22 protein-coding genes and 1 other annotated feature are annotated in these 23,825 nt (G+C 60.2%); of the genes, 12 read left to right on the top strand and 10 right to left on the bottom strand.

Annotated features, from left to right (window positions below; translation table 11 throughout):
• Nucleotides 1–13 precede the first annotated feature (13 nt).
• Nucleotides 14–1,015, bottom strand: a complete 1,002-nt coding sequence (locus tag WCL58_RS16385; protein ID WP_164268589.1) for a zinc-binding alcohol dehydrogenase family protein — start codon at nt 1,013–1,015, stop codon at nt 14–16.
• A 97-nt stretch (nt 1,016–1,112) separates the two neighbouring features.
• Here WCL58_RS16385 and WCL58_RS16380 point away from each other — a divergent pair, with 97 nt between their 5' ends.
• Nucleotides 1,113–2,024, top strand: a complete 912-nt coding sequence (locus WCL58_RS16380; RefSeq protein WP_038878520.1) for a LysR family transcriptional regulator — start codon at nt 1,113–1,115, stop codon at nt 2,022–2,024.
• Between the two features lie 30 nt (nt 2,025–2,054).
• Here WCL58_RS16380 and ettA read toward each other — a convergent pair whose 3' ends face one another.
• From ettA to WCL58_RS16360, 4 genes are all read right to left on the bottom strand, one after another.
• Nucleotides 2,055–3,722, bottom strand: coding sequence for an energy-dependent translational throttle protein EttA (gene ettA, locus WCL58_RS16375; protein ID WP_025159620.1), 1,668 nt, complete (start codon nt 3,720–3,722; stop codon nt 2,055–2,057).
• A gap of 142 nt (nt 3,723–3,864) precedes the next feature.
• Entirely contained in the window at nt 3,865–4,362 is a 498-nt protein-coding gene (locus tag WCL58_RS16370) for an OmpA family protein (RefSeq protein ID WP_033649136.1), read from the bottom strand.
• 38 nt (nt 4,363–4,400) lie between these two features.
• On the bottom strand, nt 4,401–5,648 hold the full coding sequence (locus tag WCL58_RS16365) for a diguanylate cyclase domain-containing protein (protein ID WP_038878524.1): 1,248 nt from the start codon (nt 5,646–5,648) through the stop codon (nt 4,401–4,403).
• Nucleotides 5,645–6,250 (bottom strand): YfiR family protein, encoded by a 606-nt coding sequence (locus tag WCL58_RS16360; protein WP_060422355.1) that lies wholly within the window; start codon nt 6,248–6,250, stop codon nt 5,645–5,647. The genes WCL58_RS16365 and WCL58_RS16360 overlap by 4 nt, the downstream gene beginning before the upstream one ends.
• 639 nt (nt 6,251–6,889) lie before the next feature.
• Between WCL58_RS16360 and sltY the strand changes: the two genes are divergently transcribed.
• Both sltY and trpR read left to right on the top strand, forming a co-directional pair.
• Nucleotides 6,890–8,818: a murein transglycosylase gene (sltY, locus tag WCL58_RS16355; protein WP_226908226.1), complete on the top strand. Its 1,929-nt coding sequence runs from the start codon at nt 6,890–6,892 to the stop codon at nt 8,816–8,818.
• Between the two features lie 54 nt (nt 8,819–8,872).
• Nucleotides 8,873–9,202 (top strand): trp operon repressor, encoded by a 330-nt coding sequence (trpR, locus tag WCL58_RS16350; RefSeq protein WP_016929152.1) that lies wholly within the window; start codon nt 8,873–8,875, stop codon nt 9,200–9,202.
• Between the two features lie 11 nt (nt 9,203–9,213).
• Here the strand turns inward: trpR and yjjX are convergent, their stop codons facing one another.
• Nucleotides 9,214–9,732 carry an inosine/xanthosine triphosphatase gene (yjjX, locus tag WCL58_RS16345; protein ID WP_060422361.1) on the bottom strand — a complete coding sequence of 173 codons (519 nt, stop codon included), beginning with the start codon at nt 9,730–9,732 and terminating at the stop codon, nt 9,214–9,216.
• A gap of 101 nt (nt 9,733–9,833) precedes the next feature.
• Between yjjX and gpmB the strand changes: the two genes are divergently transcribed.
• The gene (gpmB, locus tag WCL58_RS16340; RefSeq protein WP_038878534.1) at nt 9,834–10,481 is read left to right on the top strand and encodes a 2,3-diphosphoglycerate-dependent phosphoglycerate mutase GpmB; all 648 of its coding nucleotides are present in this window, start codon (nt 9,834–9,836) and stop codon (nt 10,479–10,481) included.
• Here the strand turns inward: gpmB and robA are convergent.
• A complete protein-coding gene (gene robA, locus WCL58_RS16335; RefSeq protein WP_038878537.1) occupies nt 10,478–11,347 on the bottom strand; it encodes an MDR efflux pump AcrAB transcriptional activator RobA in 870 nt (289 codons plus the stop codon). The two genes, gpmB and robA, sit on opposite strands and share 4 nt — an antisense overlap.
• 342 nt (nt 11,348–11,689) lie before the next feature.
• On the opposite strand from robA, the gene creA reads away from it, so the two are divergent.
• Nucleotides 11,690–12,169: a protein CreA gene (creA, locus tag WCL58_RS16330; protein WP_038878540.1), complete on the top strand. Its 480-nt coding sequence runs from the start codon at nt 11,690–11,692 to the stop codon at nt 12,167–12,169.
• Between the two features lie 52 nt (nt 12,170–12,221).
• On the opposite strand, the gene arcA is transcribed toward creA, so the two are convergent.
• Nucleotides 12,222–12,938 carry a two-component system response regulator ArcA gene (arcA, locus tag WCL58_RS16325; RefSeq protein ID WP_004933003.1) on the bottom strand — a complete coding sequence of 239 codons (717 nt, stop codon included), beginning with the start codon at nt 12,936–12,938 and terminating at the stop codon, nt 12,222–12,224.
• Between the two features lie 630 nt (nt 12,939–13,568).
• Between arcA and WCL58_RS16320 the strand changes: the two genes are divergently transcribed.
• The 5 genes from WCL58_RS16320 to thrC all read left to right on the top strand — a co-directional run bounded on the left by WCL58_RS16320 (nt 13,569) and on the right by thrC (nt 19,300).
• Entirely contained in the window at nt 13,569–14,255 is a 687-nt protein-coding gene (locus WCL58_RS16320) for a tRNA/rRNA methyltransferase (RefSeq protein WP_060422374.1), read from the top strand.
• A 194-nt stretch (nt 14,256–14,449) separates the two neighbouring features.
• Nucleotides 14,450–14,536, top strand: coding sequence for a thr operon leader peptide (gene thrL, locus WCL58_RS16315; RefSeq protein WP_071532847.1), 87 nt, complete (start codon nt 14,450–14,452; stop codon nt 14,534–14,536).
• Nucleotides 14,475–14,592 (top strand) — a sequence feature (Thr leader region). (Overlaps the previous gene by 62 nt.)
• 24 nt (nt 14,593–14,616) lie before the next feature.
• Nucleotides 14,617–17,076 carry a bifunctional aspartate kinase/homoserine dehydrogenase I gene (thrA, locus tag WCL58_RS16310; protein ID WP_336851373.1) on the top strand — a complete coding sequence of 820 codons (2,460 nt, stop codon included), beginning with the start codon at nt 14,617–14,619 and terminating at the stop codon, nt 17,074–17,076.
• A 1-nt stretch (nt 17,077) separates the two neighbouring features.
• The gene (thrB, locus tag WCL58_RS16305) at nt 17,078–18,007 is read left to right on the top strand and encodes a homoserine kinase (RefSeq protein ID WP_016929148.1); all 930 of its coding nucleotides are present in this window, start codon (nt 17,078–17,080) and stop codon (nt 18,005–18,007) included.
• A 3-nt stretch (nt 18,008–18,010) separates the two neighbouring features.
• Nucleotides 18,011–19,300, top strand: a complete 1,290-nt coding sequence (thrC, locus tag WCL58_RS16300) for a threonine synthase (protein WP_060422384.1) — start codon at nt 18,011–18,013, stop codon at nt 19,298–19,300.
• Nucleotides 19,301–19,346: 46 nt separating this feature from the next.
• Here thrC and yaaA read toward each other — a convergent pair whose 3' ends face one another.
• Entirely contained in the window at nt 19,347–20,123 is a 777-nt protein-coding gene (yaaA, locus tag WCL58_RS16295) for a peroxide stress protein YaaA (RefSeq protein WP_060440926.1), read from the bottom strand.
• A gap of 106 nt (nt 20,124–20,229) precedes the next feature.
• Complete coding sequence (locus WCL58_RS16290) at nt 20,230–21,666, bottom strand: alanine/glycine:cation symporter family protein (RefSeq protein ID WP_308343194.1); 1,437 nt, start codon at nt 21,664–21,666, stop codon at nt 20,230–20,232.
• Between the two features lie 383 nt (nt 21,667–22,049).
• On the opposite strand from WCL58_RS16290, the gene tal reads away from it, so the two are divergent.
• A complete protein-coding gene (tal, locus tag WCL58_RS16285; RefSeq protein ID WP_004932982.1) occupies nt 22,050–23,003 on the top strand; it encodes a transaldolase in 954 nt (317 codons plus the stop codon).
• A 151-nt stretch (nt 23,004–23,154) separates the two neighbouring features.
• Complete coding sequence (gene mog / locus WCL58_RS16280) at nt 23,155–23,742, top strand: molybdopterin adenylyltransferase (protein ID WP_004932980.1); 588 nt, start codon at nt 23,155–23,157, stop codon at nt 23,740–23,742.
• The last annotated feature ends 83 nt before the right edge of the window (nt 23,743–23,825 follow it).

Genomic DNA, 23,825 nt, shown 5'->3' with positions numbered 1-23,825 from the left:
CCGCGATTCAGACTTAGTAAGCGATAACCAGCTTGCCTTGCATATGACCGCCGAGCAACTGTCGATGCGCGGCGGTCAGCGTGTCTACCGACAGCCCGTGCAGGGTTTCGCTCAGCGTGGTGCTCAGCTTGCCTTCGTCCAGCAACTGCGCCATCTGCTGCAGGATCTTGCCTTGCTGCGCGATGTCCGGGGTGGTGAACATGCTGCGGGTGAACATGAATTCCCAGTGCAGCGCGGCGCTTTTCAGCTTCAGCGCGTTTTGATCCAACGGCTGCGCGTTCTCGACGATGGTGCAGATATGGCCCAGCGGCGCGACCAGCTCGGCCATCACCGGCCAGTGGCCGTCGGTATCGTTCAGGCACAGGATGTAATCCACCTGCTCGATGCCGTGCTGAGCCAGGTTGCCTTTCAGATCGCGGTAGTCCACCACCAGATCGGCGCCGCGTTCACGGCACCAGGCGGCGGATTCCGGCCTTGAGGCGGTGGCGATCACTTTCACCTTGCTGCGCAATGCGGCCAGCGGAATGGCCAGCGAGCCGACTCCGCCGGCGCCGCCGATGATCAACAGCGTCTTGTGCTCCGGCGCATTGTGAATGTTCAGATGTTCGAACAGCGCCTCCCAGGCGGTGAGGGCGGTGAGCGGTAGGGCGGCGGACTCGGCCCAGTTCAGGCTGCGCGGCTTGTGCGCGGCGATGCGTGAGTCGATCAGCTGGTGGCTGCTGTTGCTGCCGGGACGGGTGATGTCGCCGGCGTACCAGACTTCATCGCCGGGCTTGAAGCCGCTGACGCCGCTGCCCACGCCCACCACGATGCCGCTGGCGTCCCAGCCGAGAATGCGCGGCTGCTGCAGGCCGCTTTTCTGCAGACCGGCGTGCACTTTGGTGTCCACCGGGTTGACCGACACGGCTTTCACCTCCACCAGCAGATCGTACTGGCCGGGAACCGGCATCTCCGGTGAAATTTCGATGAAACCGGCGGGGTTCTGCGGGTCTACGGCAATGGCTTTTATCGACATGATTGTACTCCTTTCAAATGATGCCCCCAGTGTAGACCCGCGGCAGTGGGGTGATAAGATGGACAATATCTAACTGAGTGTTCGTTTAGGGTGAACAATGGAATTCAAACAGCTGCAGGACATGGCGCTGTTCGCGCTGGTGGCGGAGTGCGGCAGCTTCACCGCCGCCGCACAGCGCGTGGGATTGCCGAAATCCAGCGTCAGCCAGCGCATCAGCCAGCTCGAACAGACGCTGGGGCTGCGCTTGCTCAACCGCACCACGCGCCAGCTGAACCTGACCTTCGCCGGTGAGCGCTATCTGGAACATTGTCAGGCGATGATGTCCGCCGCCGAACGCGCCGATCTGGCGCTGCAGCGGCTGCGCGATAACCCGAGCGGCCGCCTGCGCATCTCGACGCCCGCCGGGCTGGGGGCGACCCTGGTGGCGCGGCTGGCGGCGGATTTTCAGCGCCAGTACCCGGACGTTTCGCTGGAGGTGTCGGTGTCCGATGCCATGGTGGATCTGGTACAGGAAGGCTTCGATGCCGCGTTGCGCACCGGCAAGCCGCAGGATTCTTCGCTGATCGGTCGCCGTCTCGGGTATGCGCCGCGCTATCTGTTGGCGGCGCCGTCCTATCTGGCGCAGCATCCGCCGATCGAACACCCGCAGCAGCTGCAACAGCATCGCTGCATCGCCCACCGCGCCTGGACGGCCTGGAATCTGCGCTGCGGCGACGACTACTACCGTTGGCAGCTGCCGCTGGCGCACACCACCGACAACCTGCTCTATGCGCGTGAATGCGCTATCGCCGGTGCGGGGATCACGTTGTTGCCGGCGTTTCTCAGCCGCGAGGTGGTGGCGCAGAAGCTGTTGGTGGAAGTCTTGCCGGCGTGGCGCGCGGAGGGTAATGAGCTGTATCTGGTCTACCCGAGCCGCAAGCTGAATTCCCCGGCGCTGGCCTGTTTTATCGATGTGGTGCTGCAGCACCCGGCGTTTGACGACTACGCGCGCGAGCTGGCGCGGGAATAAAAAAAGGCGCCGCATGCGGCGCCTGGGGGATTACTTGGCGATCTTCTTGTACTTGATGCGGTGCGGCTCGAGCGCGTCGGCGCCCAGCGTACGCTTCTTGTACTCTTCGTACTCGGTGAAGTTGCCTTCGAAGAATTCCACCTTGCCCTCGTCCTGGTAGTCCAGGATGTGGGTGGCGATACGGTCGAGGAACCAACGGTCGTGCGAGATCACCATGGCGCAGCCAGGGAATTCCAGCAGGGCGTTTTCCAGCGCGCGCAGGGTTTCGATATCCAGGTCGTTGGTCGGTTCATCGAGCAGCAGCACGTTGCCGCCAACCTGCAGCAGCTTGGCCAGGTGCAGACGGCCACGCTCACCGCCGGACAGCTCGCCCACGCGTTTGCCCTGATCGACGCCCTTGAAGTTGAAGCGGCCGACATAGGCGCGGCTCGGCATCTCGGTGTTGCCGATGCGCATGATGTCCTGCCCGCCGGAGACTTCTTCCCACACGGTTTTCGAGCCGTCCATGCTGTCGCGGAACTGATCGACGGACGCCAGCTTGACGGTATCACCCAGCACGATGCTGCCGGAGTCAGGCTGTTCCTGACCGGACATCATGCGGAACAGCGTGGATTTACCCGCGCCGTTCGGGCCGATGATGCCGACGATTGCCCCTTTCGGCACAGAGAACGACAGGTCGTCGATCAGCAGGCGGTCGCCGTAGGACTTGCGCAGGTTGCTGACTTCGACCACTTTATCGCCCAGGCGTGCGCCAGGTGGAATGAACAGTTCGTTGGTTTCGTTGCGTTTCTGGTATTCGGTGTTGTTCAGCTCTTCGAAGCGGGCCAAACGGGCCTTGCCTTTGGACTGACGTCCTTTGGCACCCTGACGCACCCACTCCAGCTCTTTCTCGATCGACTTACGACGAGCGGCTTCGGCGGAGGCTTCCTGCGCCAGACGCGCGTCTTTCTGCTCCAGCCAGGAAGAGTAGTTGCCTTCCCATGGAATGCCCTCGCCGCGGTCCAGTTCGAGGATCCAGCCGGCCACGTTATCCAGGAAGTAACGGTCGTGGGTGATTGCCACCACGGTGCCTTCGAAATCGTGCAGGAAGCGTTCCAGCCAGGCCACGGACTCGGCGTCCAGGTGGTTGGTCGGTTCGTCCAGCAGCAGCATGTCCGGTTTTTCGAGCAGCAGGCGGCACAGCGCTACGCGGCGACGCTCACCCCCGGACAGGTGGGCGATTTTGGCGTCCCAGTCCGGCAGGCGCAGCGCATCGGCGGCGCGTTCCAGTTGGGCGTTGAGGTTGTGACCGTCGTGCGCCTGAATGATCTCTTCCAGGCGGCCCTGTTCGGCGGCCAGCTTGTCGAAGTCTGCGCCTTCTTCCGCGTACAGCGCGTACACTTCGTCCAGGCGTTTCAGCGCGCCGACCACTTCTGCCAGCGCTTCTTCCACCGATTCACGCACGGTGTGTTCGAGGTTAAGCTGCGGCTCCTGCGGCAGGTAACCGATCTTGATGCCCGGCTGTGGGCGCGCTTCCCCTTCGATGTCGGTATCGATGCCGGCCATGATGCGCAGCAGGGTGGACTTACCGGCGCCGTTCAGGCCCAGTACGCCGATTTTGGCCCCAGGGAAGAAGCTCAGGGAGATGTTTTTCAAAATATGACGCTTCGGCGGTACGACCTTGCCGACGCGGTGCATGGTATAGACGTATTGAGCCACGTTGCTCTAAGCCTCTCTATATCAGTATTTATAGGATGTCTGGCGGCATGAGTGTAGCCCGTTTCGATCTCGGATCCCAGACATCGCTCAGCGATCGCTAAGTATAACCGTTTATGCGCCGATAAAGGCGCATATTGGTGGCTTATGGCGTGACGACGATCGCGACGCGGCGGTTTTCCGCGCGGCCGCTGGAGGTGCGGTTATCGGCAACGGGATCGCGCTTGCCCATGCCGCGGGTTTCGATATTGGCGCGCGGAATGCCGACGCTGGCCAGCAGGTCGGCCACCGCATCGGCGCGGCGCAGGGAGAGCTGATCGTTATAGCTGTCTTCACCGTAGTTGTCGGTATGGCCGTCCAGGCGGAACTTGGTGATGCCGACGCTCAGCAGCGCACGGCCCATCTTCTGCACCGTCTCGGTGCTTTCCGGGTTCAGCTTGCCGATGTTGTTGCCGAACAGCACCTTATCCGACAGGCCAAACTCCCAGCCGTTATCGGTCAGCTTGAAGCCCTGCGATTGCAGCAGCGCGATCTGCTCGGGCGTCAGGCCCTGCGGCTTGCTCTGGCAGCCGGCGAGCGCCAGCAGGGCGACGAACACCATCGTCAGCAGTGAAAAACGACCTTTAAACAGTTGCTGTATCATAGTCAAAATCCCTAGTTCAAGTGTTATAGCCGGGGCTCTTATTTATGTATAGCCAGCCGCCAGCCTCCGTTATAACGATGCTTTGCCTGATACATCGCATCGTCAGCTTCGTGCAAAAGACCCTGAGGCGTCGAGGCGTGATCAGGGTACAGCGCAATACCGATACTCAGAGAGGTAATGACCGCCTCGTCGTTCGGCAAAATGACCGGTTGCGTCATGCAGTCGATGATGTTGTCAGCGATCTGCAGGACATCTTCCGTGCCGTGTACCGGCGCCAGCAGCACGGCGAATTCATCCCCGCCCAGACGTGCGACCAGATCGGTCTCGCGCAGCTGCGCGCGAATGCGTCCGGCAATGGTGGTCAGCACCGCATCGCCTGCGGCGTGGCCGTAACTGTCGTTCACTTCCTTGAAGCGATCGCCGTCGATAAACAGCACCGCCAATTTTGCCGGCGGCTCGATATCGCCCAGGGCGCGGCTCAGCCGCCCTTCGAAGAAGGCGCGATTCGGCAAGCCGGTCAGGCTGTCGTGCGTCGCCCGGTGGGCCAGCGAGTCGTTCTCCTGCTTCAGGTGGGCCTGCCAAGCCTCCAGCTCGTCGAGCAAGCCGTTGAAATCGTTGCTGAGCTCATGCAGCTCGGCGATCGGCGCCGACGGCACCCGCAGGCCGAAGGTGCGATCGCGGCGCACCGCGTGCGCCACGTTGGCGATGTCGTCCAGCGAACTGACGATGCCGACCAGCATACGGCGCGACAACACCAGGGCGCACAAGGTACTGAGCACCAGGCAGGCGATCATGCCGACCATGCCGCGCAACAGGAAACGCAGCAGGCTGCCGCCGTTGCCGCTCAGCCAGACCTGGCCGACCTGCTTACCCTCGTGGGTGATGGGCAGGATGACCGGTTCGGGCAGCGCCCAGTGTGCGACGATCTGCTCCAGGCCGTGCAGCGGCCCATCGGTGGGATGGCGCCAGTTGGCCAGCATCTTGCCGTTGTTGTCGAGGATCCGCGCGTCCGATACTTCTTCGTTGGAGGCGATCAGCATCAGCGCCTCGCGCGCGGCGGTGCGGTCTTCAAACACCACGGCGGCCTCGACGGTATAACTGATGGAGCGCGCGATCAGGTGCAGGTTGTGGTTGGCATAGGCGCGCAGTGCAAACAGCGCCACCAGCGTCAAAAAGATGCCGGCGGTGCCGACGGCGATCAGCGCCAGCCCAAGATGCACCCGCTGCAGCACTCGGCCCAGCGTCGGGCGCGCATTGCCGGAACGGTTTTTACGCAACAGCCTCATAGCGGCGGCGCCTGTTTGCGTGCCAGCTGCAGCACGTTGGGGTGGACGCGCACGCCGCTGCGCGCCAGGGCGTCCAGGTTGACCTTGAAGCTGGCCTGATCCCCATCGATCTGCAGGCAAAATGCGCTGCCGGCGGAGCATTCGCTATCGTTCTCGCTGATGCTGAGAATGGAGTTGCCGGAAATGCGCTGCATGAAATTTTGTCTCTGCGCGGCGGTGATGTTCCCTAAGTAGATAACATCGCAGCCGGTACTCAGCGTTGGGCTGTCGAACGGCACGCGCTCGGCTTTAATCGGACGCGGGGCGCTGAGCAGGATCGGATCGAACAACCCTTCGGCATACTGGGTGGGTGCGGTCACGCACAACCGGATCGGATTGGGTTCACGCGACCAGCGGGCGTAGCTGATGATGCCGACCACCACGGTCGTTACGGCGTGCGTGCGCTTTTGATAGGGATCATCGGCGGCGCGCGCAGGCCCGGGCAACGTCAGCAGCACCAACAAAACGATCAGCAATAGGCGACCGATATTCAGGCGTGCGGCATGGAAGCCCGGCACGGGGCTTTTTGCGCAACGCATCGCTATCGCGGTCTTACTTGCCATTTTCACCCGCCATTCCGGCCTGATCCACCGCCCGCAGGCCGTGGCCTGACAAGGAAAAATCCGGCCCGCTTGAAGGGACAATCGTTTTGCTGAAAGCTGTCAGTCGCACTGCCTAATGAACACTATCTAACCCATAATTGGCGCGGATTGTATTATAAGATGTCTTCGTTGGGCGCTTTATGTGCTGTTTTCTCGGAATTATCCTACTTATTTTTGATAGTATAAAAATGCCTACCCGGGTTTGCCACCGCTTTTCTGCAAAGTTGGCGCGTTTGGCCAGCTGTCAGGCGATTTGCGCAACGACTGCGTCATTTCGAAAATGTAATAATGTGATAGCTAATAATTAAAAAGTATTTTACTTCTCCAATAAGCACCGGGACGGCTAATAAAAATCCGGTGGCTGGAAATATCCCGCCGGCCTGATTTGTCAGCCAAAGTAAACGTTTTTTACCTGGCTCCCGTCATGGCGATACACTTCTTCTTCTACAGTATTGAATGGATAAGCGATTGCGCTGTCTATGGTAGATATCTGCGTCCGGGCCGTGCGCCCGGCTTTATTTTGTCCCGCGGCGCCGTGGCGCGGCGGTCACCGGGGAGCTGGGCGGCTCCTGCGGTATAACCAGTGAGGAAAGAGCGAGGATGGTCAAGGTGGACAAGCGACGGCTGTTGGCGATGGGGCTGTGCCTGACGGCGTTTTCCGGCGCGGCGCTGGCGGATTCTCTGGATGCGCAACGTCAGCGTTACCAGCAGATCAAACAGGCGTGGGACGGCAATCAGATGGACGTGGTGGCGCAGCTGATGCCGACGCTGCGCGATTACCCGCTTTATCCTTACCTGGAATACCGCGAGCTGACGCAGGATCTGAGTCAGGCGGGGTTCTCCGAGGTGAACGACTTTATCAAACGCAACCCGACGCTGCCGCCGGCGAAATCACTGGCGCCGCGCTTCGTCAATGAGCTGGCGCGTCGCGAAGACTGGCGCACCCTGTTGGCCTTCAGCCCGCAGCCGCCCAAACCGGTGGCGGCGCGCTGCAACTATTACTACGCCAAGTGGGCCACCGGCGATCAGCAGGCGGCCTGGAGCGGCGCCGACGAACTGTGGCTGAACGGCAAAACGCTGCCGAGCGCCTGCGATCGGCTGTTCAGCGTCTGGCGCGGCGCGGGCAAGCAGACGCCGCTCGATATTCTGGCGCGCATGAAGCTGGCGCTGAAAGAGGGTAACAGTTCACTGGTCAGCAACCTCTACAGCCAACTGCCGGCCGACTACCAGACCATGGGCAACGCCCTGGTGCGCTTGCAAAACGATCCGACCACCGTGGAAGCCTTCGCCCGCAGCGTGGGGCCGACCGACTTTACCCGCGCCGCCACCGGCATCGCCTTTGAGCGCCTGGCGCGGCAGGATGTGGAAAACGCGCGGGCGATGATCCCGACGCTTGCGCGGCTGCAGAAAATGAGCGACGACGAGCGGCTGGGGCTGGAAGAGGCGGTGGCCTGGCGCCTGATGGGCAGCGATGCCACCTTTGAACAGGCGCAGTGGCGCGATCAGGTGATCCTGCGCAGCCGTTCGCCTTCGCTGCTGGAGCGCCGGGTGCGCATGGCGCTGGGTAACGGCGATCGGCAGGGCGTGGCGACCTGGCTGGCGCGCCTGCCGGAAGAGTCGCGCAACAAGGATGAGTGGCGCTACTGGCGCGCCAGTCAACTGATGGACGAAGGGAAACGCGCCGAAGGCGAGGAGATATTGCGTAACCTGATGACCGAACGCGGCTTCTATCCGATGGTGGCGGCGCAGAAGCTGAACGCCACTTATCCGGTGATGGTGGCGGTGGCGGCCAAGCCGCGCGCGTCGCTGACCGACGGGCCGGAAGTCGCCCGGGTGCGCGAGCTGATGTACTGGAATATGGACAACCTGGCCCGCAGCGAGTGGGGTTCCTACGTCGCCAGCCGCAGCCGGCCGGAACAAGAGGCGCTGGCGCGTTACGCCTTTGAGCAAAAATGGGCCGATCTGAGCGTGCAGGCGACCATCGTCGGCAAGCTGTGGGATCACCTGGAGGAACGCTTCCCGGTCGCCTGGCCGCAGGAGTTCCGCCGCGCCACCGATGATAAGGGGATCACCACCAGCTATGCGATGGCGATAGCGCGTCAGGAGAGCGCCTGGAATCCGAAGGCACAGTCGCCGGTTGGCGCTTCCGGCCTGATGCAGGTGATGCCGCGCACCGCGCAGCATACGGTGCAGATGTTCAACATCCCCGGTTACGTCGGCCCGAGCCAGCTGTTCGATCCGCAGACCAACATCACCATCGGCACCAGCTATCTGGAGTCGGTCTATCAGCAGTTCGGCCGCAACCGCATCCTGTCGACCGCCGCCTATAACGCCGGCCCGTCGCGGGTGAACACCTGGCTGGGCAACAGCTCAGGGCGGATCGATCCGGTAGCGTTTATCGAAAGCATTCCGTTCTCGGAAACCCGCGGCTACGTCAAGAACGTGTTGGCCTATGACGCGTTTTACCGCTATCTGACGCACCGGCCGGCCAAGGTGCTGACCGACGCCGAGTGGCAGAGACGTTATTGATTTTGACGGCCCTATGGTATGCTGCTGTACTAGTTAAATAGTATGGTGGCTGCCATGACGCAATTATCGTTAAACGACCCCGCTCTTTCAGAACAAGGCAATGAGGATTGGCTGCGCTTCGTCGCGCTGCTGCAGAATTCGTTTGCGCAAGAACTGCATCAACCGCTGCTGCAGCTGATGCTGACGCCGGACGAGCGCACCGCGCTGGGCACTCGGGTACGGATCATTCAGGAACTGATGCGCGGCGAAATGAGCCAGCGTGAGCTGAAAAATGAACTGGGCGCGGGGATTGCCACCATCACCCGCGGATCGAACAGCCTGAAAGCGGCTTCACCGGCGCTGAAACAGTGGCTTGAGCAGCAGTTGCTGCACGACGCGCCCTAACAGGCTCGGGGTTATTGCTGATAGATGGCGTTGTGGAACGGCACCAGCGCCAGCAGCAGCGCCTGATGATAAACGCTGGTGCGGCTCAGCCGGCCGTCGGTGAAGACGCCGATGGCGCCGCCCTGACGCTTCACCTCGGGGTTGCCGGTGATTGCCGCCATTTCGCTGCCCAATTCGCGACCGTCGCGAATACCTTGTAAGATGACTTCCGGCAGCATCAGGCTCGCCGAGCGGGATTCGCCGCGGATGTGCGGGTTCTCGATGGTCATCCAGGCGAAGGTCATATTCTCTTCAATCCCGGCTTCTACGCCGACCCAAAAATCGGCCTCGGGCCTGACCTGGCGCGCTTCCATGACGCGTTGGCGCGAGCCGGTGCGCGTTTCGTGATTGCCTATCGGCTGCAGCGAGACGCCGCTGGCGACGTCGACGGCTTCAATGCGATAGTGGCCCGCGCCAAAGACGTCGTCGAAGGCCAGTTGAATAGCCTTGATCTTTGCCGGGTTGGTAGTTGCAGCGACAACATGGTACATAACGGGTTTGATATCCTTCTGGCCGATACGCCGGGCAGCGGCAAAAGCGCCGCCGGGCCGGGGATAAACGCAAATTTCACGCAGTATAACGGAAAACAAAAATGTTACAGGTATACCTCGTTCGCCATGGCGAAACGGAATGGAACGCGGCTCGCCGCATCCAGGGTCAGTCCGACAGCCCGTTAACCGCCATGGGTGAACACCAGGCCCGTCTGGTCGCCAGGCGCGTCAGCAAAGAAGGCATTACGCATATCATTACCAGCGATCTGGGGCGCACGCGCCGCACCGCGCAGATCATCGCCGAAGCCTGTGGCTGCGAAGTGATTTGCGATCCGCGTTTGCGTGAGCTGCACATGGGGGTTCTGGAAGAACGCCTGATCGACAGTTTGACGCCGCAGGAAGAGCAGTGGCGCAAACAGATGGTCGATGGTACTCCTGACGGCCGTATCCCTCAAGGCGAATCCATGGAGGAGCTGGGCGAGCGCATGCGTGCCGCGCTGGAGAGCTGCCTGATGCTGCCGGAAGGCAGCAAGCCGCTGCTCGTCAGCCATGGCATCGCGTTGGGGTGTTTGATCAGTACGGTGCTCGGGCTGCCGGCCTATGCGGAACGTCGCCTGCGCTTGCGCAACTGCTCACTGTCGCGCGTCGATCACCAGCAGAGCCCGTGGCTGGCTTCCGGCTGGATCGTGGAAACGGCGGGCGATGTCACGCATCTGGACATGCCCGCGTTGGACGAACTGCAGCGTTAACGTCGAATCGGGATCAGGTAATCGCACTTGATCTCGATAGGCGCCTGATGCGGACGGCGCTCGCCTTTCGGATAGAAACGCTCGATGTCGTGCCCCTTGCGGCGCGTCAACTGGAGCGCCGGCAGGCAGGTGCCATACACTGTCAGGATAAAGTCTTGCAGCCCCTCGGTAGGCCCTTCGTAGCTGAACATCGCGAATTCACCGCCCGGCAACACCAGCGGCTGGCCTTCCTGTACCTTGTCAGGCACCTGATCCGGCTCCAGCGCCGTGGTGTACAGCACTTCCTGTTCGTCGTCCTTCTCCTGGCTCGGGCGCGAGTGATGCAGCCCGTACAACACCGGCGGCAGGGTATCGACGTCACCGAGGAACTGGCGCCAGAACTGCGAGCGCAGTTCGGTGCGCACGGTGGTGATCTGTTCCAGCGTACAGGAATAGCTTTGGGTCAGGCCAACCAGATGCTTATCCGGCAACGAAACGAATTCCGGCTGCGGCAGGGTGAAGGCCCCCAGACGGATCGGCGGACAGATGCCGAACGCGTTCCAGTCTTCGGCACGGCGGTACAGCGCCGGCGTTTGCGCAAACTGTTTTTTGAAGGCGCGGGTGAAGGTCTGCTGCGAGTCGAAACGGTATTGCAGGGCGATATCCAAAATCGGCCGGCCGGTCAGACGCAGCGCGACGGCGGCTTTGGACAGCCTCCTTGCCCGGATGTAAGCACCGATGGCGTTACCGGTAATATCTTTGAACATCCGTTGCAGATGCCATTTGGAGTAGCCGGCCTTGGCCGCCACGTTATCCAGCGACAAGGGTTGGTCCAAATGGCTTTCCAGCCAGCTAAGCAGATCACGAATGATACCGGCTTGATCCATAGATCTTCCTCGTAAAGCTTGGGGGTAGGAACCCGAACTGTTGATTCGTCACGCTGGTGCTGCGCTATCAGACCGATCCATGAGCCATTATGCGTTGCACTCTTTGCCTCTGCTGCGCATGCCGCGCCAGAGTTGGATTGGGGTACACCGTAGTGGGCGCAAAGAAATAACGACGCCGCATCATAGCAATTTTTTTACTCCGCGACTCTCAAAGATTTTTGTCACGCTCTGTGCTAAAACGGACGGTGCGGACCCGTAAAAAACCGATTCCGTGAGCTTAGACATAAATAATGGCGATCGCCGAACCTATTTTTGCGGCAAGGTTATATCGGAGTTAAGTAAATGAAAAAAGGCTGGATATTTTTATTCGGTTTGGTTTGCGCAACCGTTGGCAGCGCACAGGCGGAGCAGGTAGGTTCCGTTGATACGGTGTTTAAATTGTTGGGGCCAGACCACAAAATCGTGGTGGAAGCGTTCGACGATCCGGATGTTAAAAATGTAACTTGTTATATCAGCCGCGCCAAAACCGGCGGCATCAAAGGCGGCCTGGGGCTGGCGGAAGACACCGCCGACGCGGCCATTTCCTGCCAGCAGGTGGGGCCTATCGAGCTGAGCGACAAGATCAAAAACGGCAAGGCGGAAGGCGATGTGGTGTTCCAGAAACGCACCTCGCTGGTGTTCAAGAAGCTGCAGGTGGTGCGCTTCTACGACGCCAAGCGCAATTCGCTGATTTACCTCAGCTACTCCGACAAGGTGATCGACGGCTCGCCGAAGAACGCGCTGAGCGCGGTGCCGATCATGCCGTGGGCCGAGACGAAATAAAAAAAACGGGGTTCAGCATGCTGAACCCCGTTTTCATGACGGCAGGCCGGAATTACTCTTCCAGATCGCCGCAGAAGCGGTAGCCTTCGCCGTGAATGGTGGCGATGATTTCCGGCGTGTCCGGCGTCGATTCGAAGTGTTTGCGAATGCGACGGATGGTGACGTCCACGGTACGGTCATGCGGCTTCAGCTCGCGGCCGGTCATTTTCTTCAGCAGTTCGCCACGGGACTGGATCTTGCCCGGGTTTTCGCAGAAGTGCAGCATGGCGCGAAATTCGCTGCGCGGCAGCTTGTACTGTTCGCCGGCCGGGCTGATCAGCGAGCGGCTGTTGATGTCCAGCTCCCAACCGTTGAACTTGTAGCTCTCGACCAGGCGGCGCTCTTCGCCCAGGCTGCCCAGGTTCATGGTGCGCGACAGCAGGTTGCGTGCGCGGATGGTCAGCTCACGCGGGTTGAACGGTTTGGTGATGTAATCGTCGGCGCCGATTTCCAGGCCGAGGATTTTATCCACTTCGTTATCGCGACCGGTCAGGAACATCAAGGCGACGCTGGCCTGTTCGCGCAGTTCGCGCGCCAACAGCAGGCCGTTTTTGCCTGGCAGGTTGATGTCCATGATGACCAGATTGATATCATTTTCAGACAGGATATTGTGCATCTCTGCACCATCATTGGCTTCATGAACAATGTAGCCTTCCGCCTCGAAAATGCTCTTCAGGGTGTTACGAGTGACTAACTCGTCTTCGACAATCAGAATGTGCGGGGTCTGCATATTTGCTACCTAAAATTGCCAACAAAATAGAAAATCGGAAGTACAGAAGTCTCTGTTTTCTTAGAGGAGGGCAGAGATAGCGCCACGTTCCCTCTCAGCAAATGACTAAAGTACGTAAACTCGTTCTTGATGCACTTTCCATCTCATGTCAACAAGATCGCTAGCCTGGTGGGGATGCTGTTCCCTACAACCCCTTGGGGTGCCAAATCGGCGCATATCCTAACCCCATTAACAGCAATATAACAGCGCGTGCCGAATTCATCACCCAACAAAACTACGCTTTGTTGACATATATCAAATTCAATTGTAGCACGTTAACAGATTTGTGAAAAACACTTACAGAAATGCCAGTTTAAGTCACAGAACCTCAAATTCTGTGAACGATTCAGCATTATCCGGCCCGATAGGATACAATTATTCGCTTATTGATCATCGTCTTGTTTTAACTCATTGATAAATAAATGCAGTAAAACATAAGCACGAATAATGACTATTACGACGGGTTTATTAGCTCAACGAGCCGTTTAATCTTGTTTGTTGCTATTAACGCGTTTATTGTTACGCAATTGTAAATATAAGCGGGCGCTGCGCCACCGTCAAAAACGCAGGCCCGCCTTCGGTGGAAGAGTGATGCAGCTTCATATTGTTTTAGTGGCTCCGGCGCGGCCGGAAAACGTTGGCGCGGCGGCGCGCGCGATGAAAACCATGGGCTTCACGTCGTTGCGCATCGTCGACAGCGAGGCGCACCTGCAGCCGGCGGCGCGCTGGGTGGCACACGGGGCCGGCGAGATCCTCGACGGCGTGCAAACGTTCGCCACGCTGGAGCAGGCGCTGGCGGACGTGGATTTCACCGTCGCCACTACCGCCCGCAGCCGCGCGCGTTTTCACTACTACTGCACGCCGCCTGAGCTGCTGGAACAGTTGAGCGAGCGTAAGCAGTGGGTCGGCCAGGCCGCGCTGGTGTTCGGCCGTGAAGATTCCGGCCTGACCAACGAAGAGCTGGCGCTGGCAGATTTGCTGACCGGCGTGCCGATGCAGGCGGACTATCCGTCGCTTAATCTGGGGCAAGCGGTGATGGTGTACTGCTACCAGTTGGCGAGCTTGATGGGCGTCAGCACGCCGCAGGAAACGGCGGCGTCGGAAGGGCAGCTCAAGGCGCTGCGCCGCCGTGCCGATGCCTTGTTGAACGCATTGGAGGTCGGCGATGACCAAAAATTGCGCGACTGGCTGCACCAGAGGCTCGGCGTGCTGCAACAGCGAGATACGGCGATGTTGCATACGTTGCTGCACGACATCGAAAAAAAACTCGCCAAGTGATAGCGGCTTCATCAAGCGGTTACCCAGAGTGATCCACTATTAAACCGGCTTTAAGTTGTTTTTTTGTTCTGTCATTTTGCTTTTTACCTCCGGTATCGCGCAATGTCGCCGCTGAACGGAAAATAAGCAAAAAAAAGAAATCGTTTGACTTGGGATAGCGATTGCTTTAACCAATAGAGGGGACAGAGTATTTCATGAGACAGACAGACAACATGCGCAATATCAGCCTGAATACCACAATTATTACCACCACCGATACCACAGGTAACGGGGCGGGCTGACGCGCACAGGAAACACAGAAAAAAGCCCGCACCTAATCAGTGCGGGCTTTTTTTTCGGCTTAAATTCGGAGAGATCACACATGCGAGTGCTGAAATTTGGCGGAACCTCGGTGGCGAATGCAGAACGTTTTCTGCGCGTCGCCGATATCATGGAGAGTAACGCGCGTCAGGGACAGGTAGCCACGGTCTTGTCCGCCCCCGCAAAGATCACCAACCATCTGGTGGCGATGATCGACAAAACGGTGGCAGGCCAGGACATTCTGCCGAATATCAGCGACGCCGAGCGGATCTTTGCCGATCTGCTGAGCGGCCTGGCGCAGGCGCTGCCGGGCTTTGAATACGACAGGCTGAAGGGCGTGGTCGATCAAGAGTTCGCGCAGCTCAAGCAGGTGCTGCACGGCGTTTCACTGCTGGGGCAGTGCCCGGACAGCGTGAACGCGGCTATTATCTGCCGCGGTGAAAAGCTCTCCATCGCCATCATGGAAGGGGTATTCCGCGCCAAGGGCTACCCGGTCACGGTGATCAACCCGGTGGAGAAACTGCTGGCGCAGGGCCACTACCTGGAGTCCACCGTGGACATCGCCGAGTCCACGTTGCGCATCGCCGCGGCGGCGATCCCGGCCGACCACATCGTGCTGATGGCCGGTTTCACCGCCGGTAACGACAAGGGCGAGCTGGTGGTGCTGGGCCGCAACGGCTCCGACTATTCCGCCGCCGTGCTGGCCGCCTGCCTGCACGCCGACTGTTGCGAAATCTGGACCGACGTCGACGGCGTGTATACCTGCGATCCGCGCACCGTGCCGGACGCCAGGCTGCTGAAATCGATGTCGTACCAGGAGGCGATGGAGCTCTCCTACTTCGGCGCCAAAGTGCTGCACCCTCGCACCATCACGCCGATTGCCCAGTTCCAAATCCCTTGCCTGATTAAAAACACTTCCAACCCGCAGGCCCCCGGCACGCTGATCGGCAAAGACAGCACCGATGACGCGATGCCGGTGAAAGGCATCACCAACCTGAACAACATGGCGATGATCAACGTCTCCGGCCCGGGCATGAAAGGCATGGTCGGCATGGCCGCGCGGGTGTTCGCCGTGATGTCGCGCGCCGGCATTTCGGTGGTGCTGATCACCCAATCCTCTTCCGAATACAGCATCAGCTTCTGCGTGCCGCAGGGCGAACTGCAGCGCGCCCGCCGCGCGCTGGAGGAGGAGTTCTATCTGGAGTTGAAAGACGGCGTGCTGGATCCGCTGGACGTCATGGAACGCCTGGCGATCATCTCGGTGGTCGGCGACGGCATGCGCACCCTGCGTGGCATCTCCGCACGCTTCTTCTCCGCGCTGGCGCGCGCCAACATCAATATCGTCGCCATCGCCCAGGGCTCTTCCGAGCGTTCAATTTCGGTCGTGGTCAGCAATGATTCCGCCACCACCGGCGTGCGCGTCAGCCACCAGATGCTGTTCAACACCGATCAGGTGATCGAAGTGTTCGTCATCGGCGTCGGCGGCGTCGGCGGGGCGCTGATTGAGCAGATCTACCGCCAGCAGCCGTGGCTGAAGCAAAAACATATCGACCTGCGGGTGTGCGGCATCGCCAACTCGCGCGTGATGCTGACCAACGTGCACGGCATCGCGCTGGACAGCTGGCGCGACGAGCTGGCCGGCGCGCAGGAGCCGTTCAATCTCGGCCGCCTGATCCGGCTGGTGAAGGAGTATCACCTGCTGAACCCGGTGATCGTCGACTGTACCTCCAGCCAGGCGGTGGCCGATCAGTATGTGGACTTCCTGGCGGACGGTTTCCATGTGGTGACGCCGAACAAAAAGGCCAACACCTCGTCGATGAACTATTATCAGCAACTGCGTGCGGCCGCCGCCGGTTCGCACCGCAAGTTCCTCTATGACACCAACGTCGGCGCCGGTTTACCGGTGATTGAGAACCTGCAAAACCTGCTGAACGCCGGCGATGAGCTGGTGCGCTTCTCCGGCATCCTGTCCGGTTCGCTGTCCTTTATCTTCGGCAAGCTGGACGAAGGGCTGTCGCTGTCGGCGGCGACCCTGCAGGCCCGGGCCAACGGCTACACCGAGCCGGATCCACGCGACGATCTGTCCGGTATGGACGTGGCGCGCAAGCTGCTGATCCTGGCGCGCGAGGCCGGTTACAAGCTGGAGCTGAGCGATATCGAGGTCGAGCCGGTGCTGCCGCCGTCCTTCGACGCATCGGGCGACGTGGATCAGTTCCTGGCGCGGCTGCCGGAGCTGGATAAAGAGTTCGCGCGCAACGTGGCCAACGCCGCCGAGCAAGGCAAGGTGCTGCGCTATGTCGGCCTGATCGACGAAGGGCGCTGCAAGGTGCGCATCGAGGCGGTGGACGGCAACGATCCGTTGTATAAAGTGAAGAACGGCGAGAACGCGCTGGCCTTCTACAGCCGCTACTATCAGCCGCTGCCGCTGGTGCTGCGCGGCTACGGCGCCGGTAACGATGTGACCGCAGCGGGCGTGTTCGCCGATCTGCTGCGCACACTGTCATGGAAGTTGGGAGTTTAATATGGTTAAGGTGTATGCACCGGCCTCGATCGGTAACGTCAGCGTCGGTTTCGATGTGCTGGGCGCGGCGGTTTCGCCGATCGACGGCACGCTGCTGGGCGACTGCGTCAGCGTCGAAGCCGCCGAGACGTTCAGTTTGCAAAATGCCGGGCGCTTCGTCAGCAAGCTGCCGGCCGAGCCGAAAGAGAACATCGTTTATCAATGCTGGGAGCGTTTCTGCCAGGAGATCGGCCGCGAAGTGCCGGTGGCGATGCGATTGGAAAAGAACATGCCGATCGGTTCGGGACTGGGTTCCAGCGCCTGTTCGGTGGTCGCCGGGCTGATGGCGATGAACGAATTCTGCGATCGGCCGCTGGATAAGACGACGCTGCTCGGCCTGATGGGCGAGCTGGAAGGCCGCATTTCCGGCAGCGTGCATTACGACAACGTGGCGCCATGCTACCTGGGCGGCCTGCAGCTGATGCTGGAAGAAGAAGGCATCATCAGCCAGGAGGTGCCGTGCTTCGACGATTGGCTGTGGGTCATGGCCTATCCGGGCATCAAGGTCTCCACCGCCGAAGCGCGCGCCATTTTACCCGCGCAATACCGTCGTCAGGATTGCATCAGCCACGGCCGCTATCTGGCCGGCTTTATCCATGCCTGCCACACCCGGCAGCCGCAGCTGGCCGCCAAATTGATGCAGGACGTGATCGCCGAACCGTACCGCACCCGGCTGCTGCCGGGCTTCGCCGAAGCGCGCAAGGCGGCGCAGGACATCGGTGCGCTGGCCTGCGGCATCTCCGGCTCCGGCCCGACGCTGTTCGCCGTCTGCAACGACGGCGCCACCGCGCAACGCATGGCCGCCTGGCTGCAACAACACTATCTGCAAAACGACGAAGGTTTTGTTCATATTTGCCGTCTGGATACCGCAGGCGCTCGACTACTGGGATAACGCATGAAACTGTACAACCTTAAGGATCACAACGAGCAGGTCAGCTTCGCGCAGGCGATCAAACAAGGCCTGGGCAAGCAGCAGGGGCTGTTCTTCCCGCTGGAGCTGCCGGAGTTCGAACTGACCGAGATCGACCAGCTGCTGGAGCAGGACTTTGTCACCCGCAGCAGCCGCATTCTGTCGGCCTTTATCGGCGAAGAGGTACCGGAAGCGGCGCTGAAGAAACGCGTGCAGGCCGCCTTTGAGTTCCCGGCGCCGGTGGCGAAAGTGACCGAAGACGTCTCTTGCCTGGAGCTGTTCCACGGCCCGACGCTGGCGTTCAAAGACTTCGGCGGCCGCTTTATGGCGCAGATGCTGGCGGAAGTGGCCGGCGATCAGCCGGTGACCATTTTGACCGCCACCTCCGGCGACACCGGCGCCGCCGTGGCGCACGCCTTCTACGGCCTGAAAAACGTCCGGGTGGTGATCCTCTATCCGCAGGGCAAAATCAGTCCGCTGCAGGAGAAGCTGTTTTGTACCCTGGGCGGCAACATTCACACCGTAGCGATCGACGGCGACTTCGATGCTTGCCAGGCGCTGGTGAAGCAGGCGTTCGACGATCAAGAATTGAAAGACGCGTTGCACCTGAACTCGGCTAACTCGATCAACATCAGCCGCTTGCTGGCGCAGATCTGCTACTACTTCGAAGCGGTGGCGCAGCTGCCGCAGGAAGCGCGCAATCAGCTGGTCATCTCGGTGCCGAGCGGCAACTTCGGCGATCTGACCGCCGGGCTGCTGGCCAAGTCGCTGGGCCTGCCGGTGAAGCGCTTTATTGCCGCCACCAACGCCAACGACACCGTGCCGCGCTTCCTGACCAGCGGCCAGTGGCAGCCGCACGCCACGGTCGCGACGCTGTCCAACGCCATGGACGTCAGCCAGCCAAACAACTGGCCGCGCGTGGAAGAGCTGTTCCGTCGTAAGGTCTGGCAGCTGAAAGAGCTGGGCCACGCGGCGGTCAGCGATGAGACCACCAAGGAAACGATGCGTGAACTGGCCGAGCTGGGTTATATCTCAGAACCGCACGCGGCCATTGCCTATCGCGCGCTGCGCGATCAGCTGCAGGAAGGGGAGTTCGGTCTGTTCCTCGGCACGGCGCATCCGGCCAAGTTTAAAGAGAGCGTAGAAGCGATCCTCGGCCAGGAACTGCCGTTGCCGAAAGCGCTGGCGCTGCGGGCCGATCTGCCGCTGCTGTCGCACACGCTGCCGGCCGGCTTTGCCGAGCTGCGCAAGTTCCTGATGGCGCTGCCGGCCTGAAGTTCGGCAGGCTAGAATCTGAAAAGCCGTCTTGCGACGGCTTTTTTTATGCCTGCTCCGGGCGTTTGAACACCAGTTCATTGCCCTGCGAGGCGGCTTCGTCGAAGGCGTAGCCTTCCAGGTTGAAGTCCACCAGCTGCTCGCTGCGCGTCAGGCGGTTCTTGATGATAAAGCGGCTCATCAACCCGCGCGCTTTCTTGGCGTAGAAGCTGATGACCTTGTACTTGCCGTTCTTCTCGTCGAGGAACACCGGTTTGATCAGCGCGCCGTGCAGTTTGGCCGGCTTCACCGCCTTGAAATACTCGTCGGACGCCAGGTTGACCACCACGTCGTCGCCCTGCTGCTCCAGCGCTTCATTGAGTTTCTGGGTGATCTGATCGCCCCAGAAGCTGTACAGATCTTTGCCTTTCGGGTTTTCCAGCTTGATGCCCATCTCCAGCCGGTACGGCATCATCAGATCGAGCGGGCGCAGCACGCCATACAGGCCGGACAGCATACGCAGATGCTGCTGGGCAAAGTCGAAATCGGCCTCGTTGAAATCCTGCGCCTGCAGGCCGGTGTAAACGTCGCCCTTGAACGCCAGCAGCGCCTGACGGGCATTGTCTGGGGTAAATTTGGGCTGCCACTCGCTAAAGCGCGCGGCGTTCAGCCCGGCCAGCTTGTCGCTGATGCTCATCAGGCTGGCGATTTGCGCCGGCGTCAGCTCGCGGCAAATTTTGATAAGCCGCTGAGACTTGTCCAGCAGTTCGGGCTGCGTGAAACGTTCTGTCGCCAGCGGGCTGTCGTAATCGAGAGTTTTTGCAGGGGAAATAATAACGAGCATGGCCAGATCCTGTTTATCCAAGTGCGGATACTGTAGCAAAAAGCGCGGGAAAAAGGGGCAATCGGTCCAATAGGCCGGGGCGCGCACCGCACGCGCCCCGGAAAACTCAGCGCGGTGGTTGATGACCGTCCCACACACCCGGCTCCAGCTGCGACTTCAGCTCCGGATAACGGTTGGCGTCGAAGGTCGGCAGCTTGCCCAGGCGGCGCTGGCGATGGTAGTCGTCGGCCAGCTTCAGCGCCACCCGCGACAGCAGCAGGATGGCCGTCAGGTTGGTGATGGCCATCAGCGCCATGGAGGTATCCGCCATTTTCCACACCAGCGGCAGCTCCGCCAGCGCGCCGAACATCACCATGCCCAACGCCACGCAGCGGAAAATGATCAGGCCGCCCGGATGGTTGTGCTCGAGGAACACCAGGTTGCTCTCGGCATAGGCGTAGTTGGCGATGATCGAGGTAAAGGCGAAGAAGAAGATGGCGATGGCGACGAACGGCGCCCCCCAACTGCCGACGGCAGTCGACAGCGCGCGCTGAGTCAGATCGATGCCGCTGATGCTGTCGGTCGGCTGATCGAGAATGCCGGAGGAGAGGATGATCGCCGCAGTGGCGCTGCAGATGACGATGGTATCGATAAATACCCCGAGCATTTGCACGTAGCCTTGCGAAGCCGGATGCGGCGGATAAGGCGAGGCGGACGCCGCCGCATTGGGCGCCGAACCCATGCCGGCTTCGTTGGAGAACAGGCCGCGCTGCACGCCCTGGGTCATCGCCTGGGAGATGCCGTAACCGACGGCGCCGGCCGCGGCTTCCTGCAGGCCGAAGGCGCTTTTGAAGATCAGCGCCAGGATCGCCGGCATGTGTTCGATGTTATGGCCAATCACCCAGAGGGCCAACAGCAGGTAGGCGCCCGCCATCAGCGGCACCACCAGTTCGGCCACTTTGGCAATGGAGCGAATGCCGCCGAAGATTACCACGCCGCTCAGCAGCACCAGGCCGATGCCGACGTGCAGCGGCTGCAAATGGAAGGCGACGGCGGAGGCCTGGGCGATGGAGTTGGCCTGCACGGCGTTGAATACCAGGCCGAACGCGATGATCAGGAAGATGGAGAACAGCACGCCCATCCAGCGCATGCCGAGGCCCTTTTCCATGTAGTAGGCCGGGCCGCCGCGGTAGTTGCCGTTATCGTCTTTGGTTTTGTAGAGCTGCGCCAGCGAGCTTTCCACAAAGGAGGTGGCCATGCCGATAAACGCCACCACCCACATCCAGAAGATGGCGCCGGGGCCGCCGGCGGTCAGGGCGATGGCGACGCCGGTCAGGTTGCCGGTGCCGACGCGCGCCGCCAGCGTGGTACACAGCGCCTGGAAAGAGGAGATGCCGGCGCTGTCGCTTTTATTGCTGTTTTTCAACACCGAGAACATGTGGCTGAAGTGGCGGAGCTGGATAAAGCGGGTGCGCAACGTGAAGTAGATGCCGGTGCCGAGCAGCAGATAAATCAGCACCGACCCCCACAAAATATTGTTTATAAAGTTCATCAGGTCCGTCAAGGGATCCCTCCTCTTATCGAAATTTAATGCGCACCTTGCAGCATCCACCGCAGGTGAAAAACATTGGCCTATTTTTTACAAGAGCTTAGCTGGAATTGGTCCGGCGTCAGTCGATTAAGATTTTTCGCAGATTAGCGGACGAATTGCATCAATTTTTTCGAATTTAACATAATTTATTCGGACAATAGCACGTTATTGCCTTTCCATCCGCTCGGTTATGGCGAAAGATATCGGCGTAAACGGTTGCTCGCCCAAGGATAAAACAGATGCTTGCGCGCCGCGGTTTTCCAGCCTTGCACCGGGCTTGGCGCATGTTATTATCAGGGTAGGGCATGGTTGAACAATGCCAAAAGTTCATGCACAAACGATGAGATAATGCCAACATGACCGACAAATTAACTTCCCTGCGCCAGCTGACCACGGTGGTTGCAGATACGGGTGATATCGCGGCAATGAAGCTGTATCAACCGCAGGACGCTACAACCAACCCTTCGCTGATCCTCAATGCAGCCCAAATTCCTGAATACCGCAAACTGATTGACGAAGCCATCGCCTGGGCGCGCGGCCAGAGCAGCGATCGCGAGCAGCAGATCGCCGACGCCGCCGACAAGCTGGCGGTCAACATCGGTCTGGAAATCCTCAAACTGGTTCCGGGCCGCATCTCCACCGAAGTGGATGCGCGTCTGTCTTACGACACCGTCGCCAGCGTGGCCAAGGCCAAGCGCCTGATCAAACTGTACAACGAAGCCGGCATCAGCAACGATCGCATCCTGATCAAACTGGCCTCGACCTGGCAGGGTATCCGCGCGGCGGAGCAGCTGGAGAAAGAAGGCATCAACTGTAACCTGACGCTGCTGTTCTCCTTCGCTCAGGCTCGCGCCTGTGCCGAAGCCGGCGTTTACCTGATCTCACCGTTCGTCGGCCGTATCCTCGACTGGTACAAAGCCAACGGCGACAAGAAAGAGTTCGCCCCGCACGAAGATCCGGGCGTGATCTCCGTGACCGAAATTTACCAGTACTACAAACAGCACGGTTACAACACCGTGGTGATGGGCGCCAGCTTCCGTAACGTCGGCGAAATCATCGAACTGGCCGGCTGTGACCGCCTGACCATCGCCCCTGCGCTGCTGAAAGAGCTGGCGGAGAGCGAAGGCGCGCTGGAGCGCAAACTGTCTTACACCGGTGAAGTGAAGGCGCGTCCTGCCGCGCTGACCGAACCTGAGTTCTACTGGCAGCACAACCAGGATCCGATGGCGGTTGAGAAACTGACCGACGGTATCCGCAAGTTTGCCGTAGACCAGGGCAAACTGGAAAAAATGATCGCCGACCTGCTGTAATTCCCGCAGATCGCGCAGTAAAAAGGTGGCTCAGGCCACCTTTTTTTATGCCCGACGCTCCCGTCGGCGGGGGAAGCCCTTATACTCTCGGCAATGACAACAGAACGGGAGACGAACCCGTTCGGACCCCATCAGGCTGTAGAGGTTACGCATGGATATTTTACGTATTGGTTTGGTTTCTGTTTCCGATCGCGCTTCCGGCGGTGTTTATCAGGATAAAGGCATCCCGGCGCTGGAAGAGTGGCTGAGCGGCGCGCTGGCGACGCCGTTCAAGCTGGAAACCCGGCTGATCCCCGATGAGCAGACGCAAATTGAACAGACGCTGTGCGAGCTGGTGGACGAAATGGGCTGCCATCTAGTGCTGACCACCGGCGGCACCGGGCCGGCGCGCCGCGACGTCACCCCCGACGCCACGCTGGCGATCGCCGATCGCGTGATGCCCGGCTTCGGCGAGCAAATGCGTCAGATCAGCCTACACTATGTGCCAACGGCAATTCTTTCTCGCCAGGTGGGGGCGATCCGCAAACAGGCGCTGATCATCAACCTGCCCGGCCAACCGAAGTCGATCAAGGAAACGCTGGAAGGGGTAAAGGATGAGCAGGGCAATGCGGTGGTACACGGCATCTTCGCCAGCGTGCCTTATTGCATTCAACTGCTCGACGGGCCTTACGTCGAAACGCACGCCGCGGTGGTAGCAGCATTTCGGCCAAAGAGCGCGCGTCGCGAGATAAACCTCTAAATTTCAGCATTCTGCGAGATCGGCTTCAGCCCGTCTGGTGTGAAAATAATTTGCCGCTATAGTAAGAATTCTTTTACAGAAAG

The organism is Serratia sp. TMDUHS_CL (genome assembly GCF_037137105.1).
Lineage (GTDB): Bacteria > Pseudomonadota > Gammaproteobacteria > Enterobacterales > Enterobacteriaceae > Serratia > Serratia nevei.
The sequence above is the reverse complement of the archived record's forward strand: the minus strand, read 5'-3'. Positions and strand labels throughout refer to the sequence as shown.

Bases quoted from the DNA above. Each gene is read 5' to 3' on its own strand.
- WCL58_RS16380 (WP_038878520.1), top strand. From the start codon at position 1,113: ATGGAATTCAAACAGCTGCAGGACATGGCGCTGTTCGCGCTGGTGGCG.
- WCL58_RS16370 (WP_033649136.1), bottom strand. From the start codon at position 4,362: ATGATACAGCAACTGTTTAAAGGTCGTTTTTCACTGCTGACGATGGTG.
- creA (WP_038878540.1), top strand. From the start codon at position 11,690: ATGAAAAAAGGCTGGATATTTTTATTCGGTTTGGTTTGCGCAACCGTT.
- WCL58_RS16320 (WP_060422374.1), top strand. From the start codon at position 13,569: ATGCAGCTTCATATTGTTTTAGTGGCTCCGGCGCGGCCGGAAAACGTT.
- thrC (WP_060422384.1), top strand. From the start codon at position 18,011: ATGAAACTGTACAACCTTAAGGATCACAACGAGCAGGTCAGCTTCGCG.
- WCL58_RS16385 (WP_164268589.1), bottom strand. From the start codon at position 1,015: ATGTCGATAAAAGCCATTGCCGTAGACCCGCAGAACCCCGCCGGTTTC.
- WCL58_RS16365 (WP_038878524.1), bottom strand. From the start codon at position 5,648: ATGAGGCTGTTGCGTAAAAACCGTTCCGGCAATGCGCGCCCGACGCTG.
- WCL58_RS16360 (WP_060422355.1), bottom strand. From the start codon at position 6,250: ATGGCAAGTAAGACCGCGATAGCGATGCGTTGCGCAAAAAGCCCCGTG.
- trpR (WP_016929152.1), top strand. From the start codon at position 8,873: ATGACGCAATTATCGTTAAACGACCCCGCTCTTTCAGAACAAGGCAAT.
- yaaA (WP_060440926.1), bottom strand. From the start codon at position 20,123: ATGCTCGTTATTATTTCCCCTGCAAAAACTCTCGATTACGACAGCCCG.
- robA (WP_038878537.1), bottom strand. From the start codon at position 11,347: ATGGATCAAGCCGGTATCATTCGTGATCTGCTTAGCTGGCTGGAAAGC.
- tal (WP_004932982.1), top strand. From the start codon at position 22,050: ATGACCGACAAATTAACTTCCCTGCGCCAGCTGACCACGGTGGTTGCA.
- thrL (WP_071532847.1), top strand. From the start codon at position 14,450: ATGAGACAGACAGACAACATGCGCAATATCAGCCTGAATACCACAATT.
- thrA (WP_336851373.1), top strand. From the start codon at position 14,617: ATGCGAGTGCTGAAATTTGGCGGAACCTCGGTGGCGAATGCAGAACGT.
- thrB (WP_016929148.1), top strand. From the start codon at position 17,078: ATGGTTAAGGTGTATGCACCGGCCTCGATCGGTAACGTCAGCGTCGGT.
- mog (WP_004932980.1), top strand. From the start codon at position 23,155: ATGGATATTTTACGTATTGGTTTGGTTTCTGTTTCCGATCGCGCTTCC.
- gpmB (WP_038878534.1), top strand. From the start codon at position 9,834: ATGTTACAGGTATACCTCGTTCGCCATGGCGAAACGGAATGGAACGCG.
- arcA (WP_004933003.1), bottom strand. From the start codon at position 12,938: ATGCAGACCCCGCACATTCTGATTGTCGAAGACGAGTTAGTCACTCGT.
- sltY (WP_226908226.1), top strand. From the start codon at position 6,890: ATGGTCAAGGTGGACAAGCGACGGCTGTTGGCGATGGGGCTGTGCCTG.
- yjjX (WP_060422361.1), bottom strand. From the start codon at position 9,732: ATGTACCATGTTGTCGCTGCAACTACCAACCCGGCAAAGATCAAGGCT.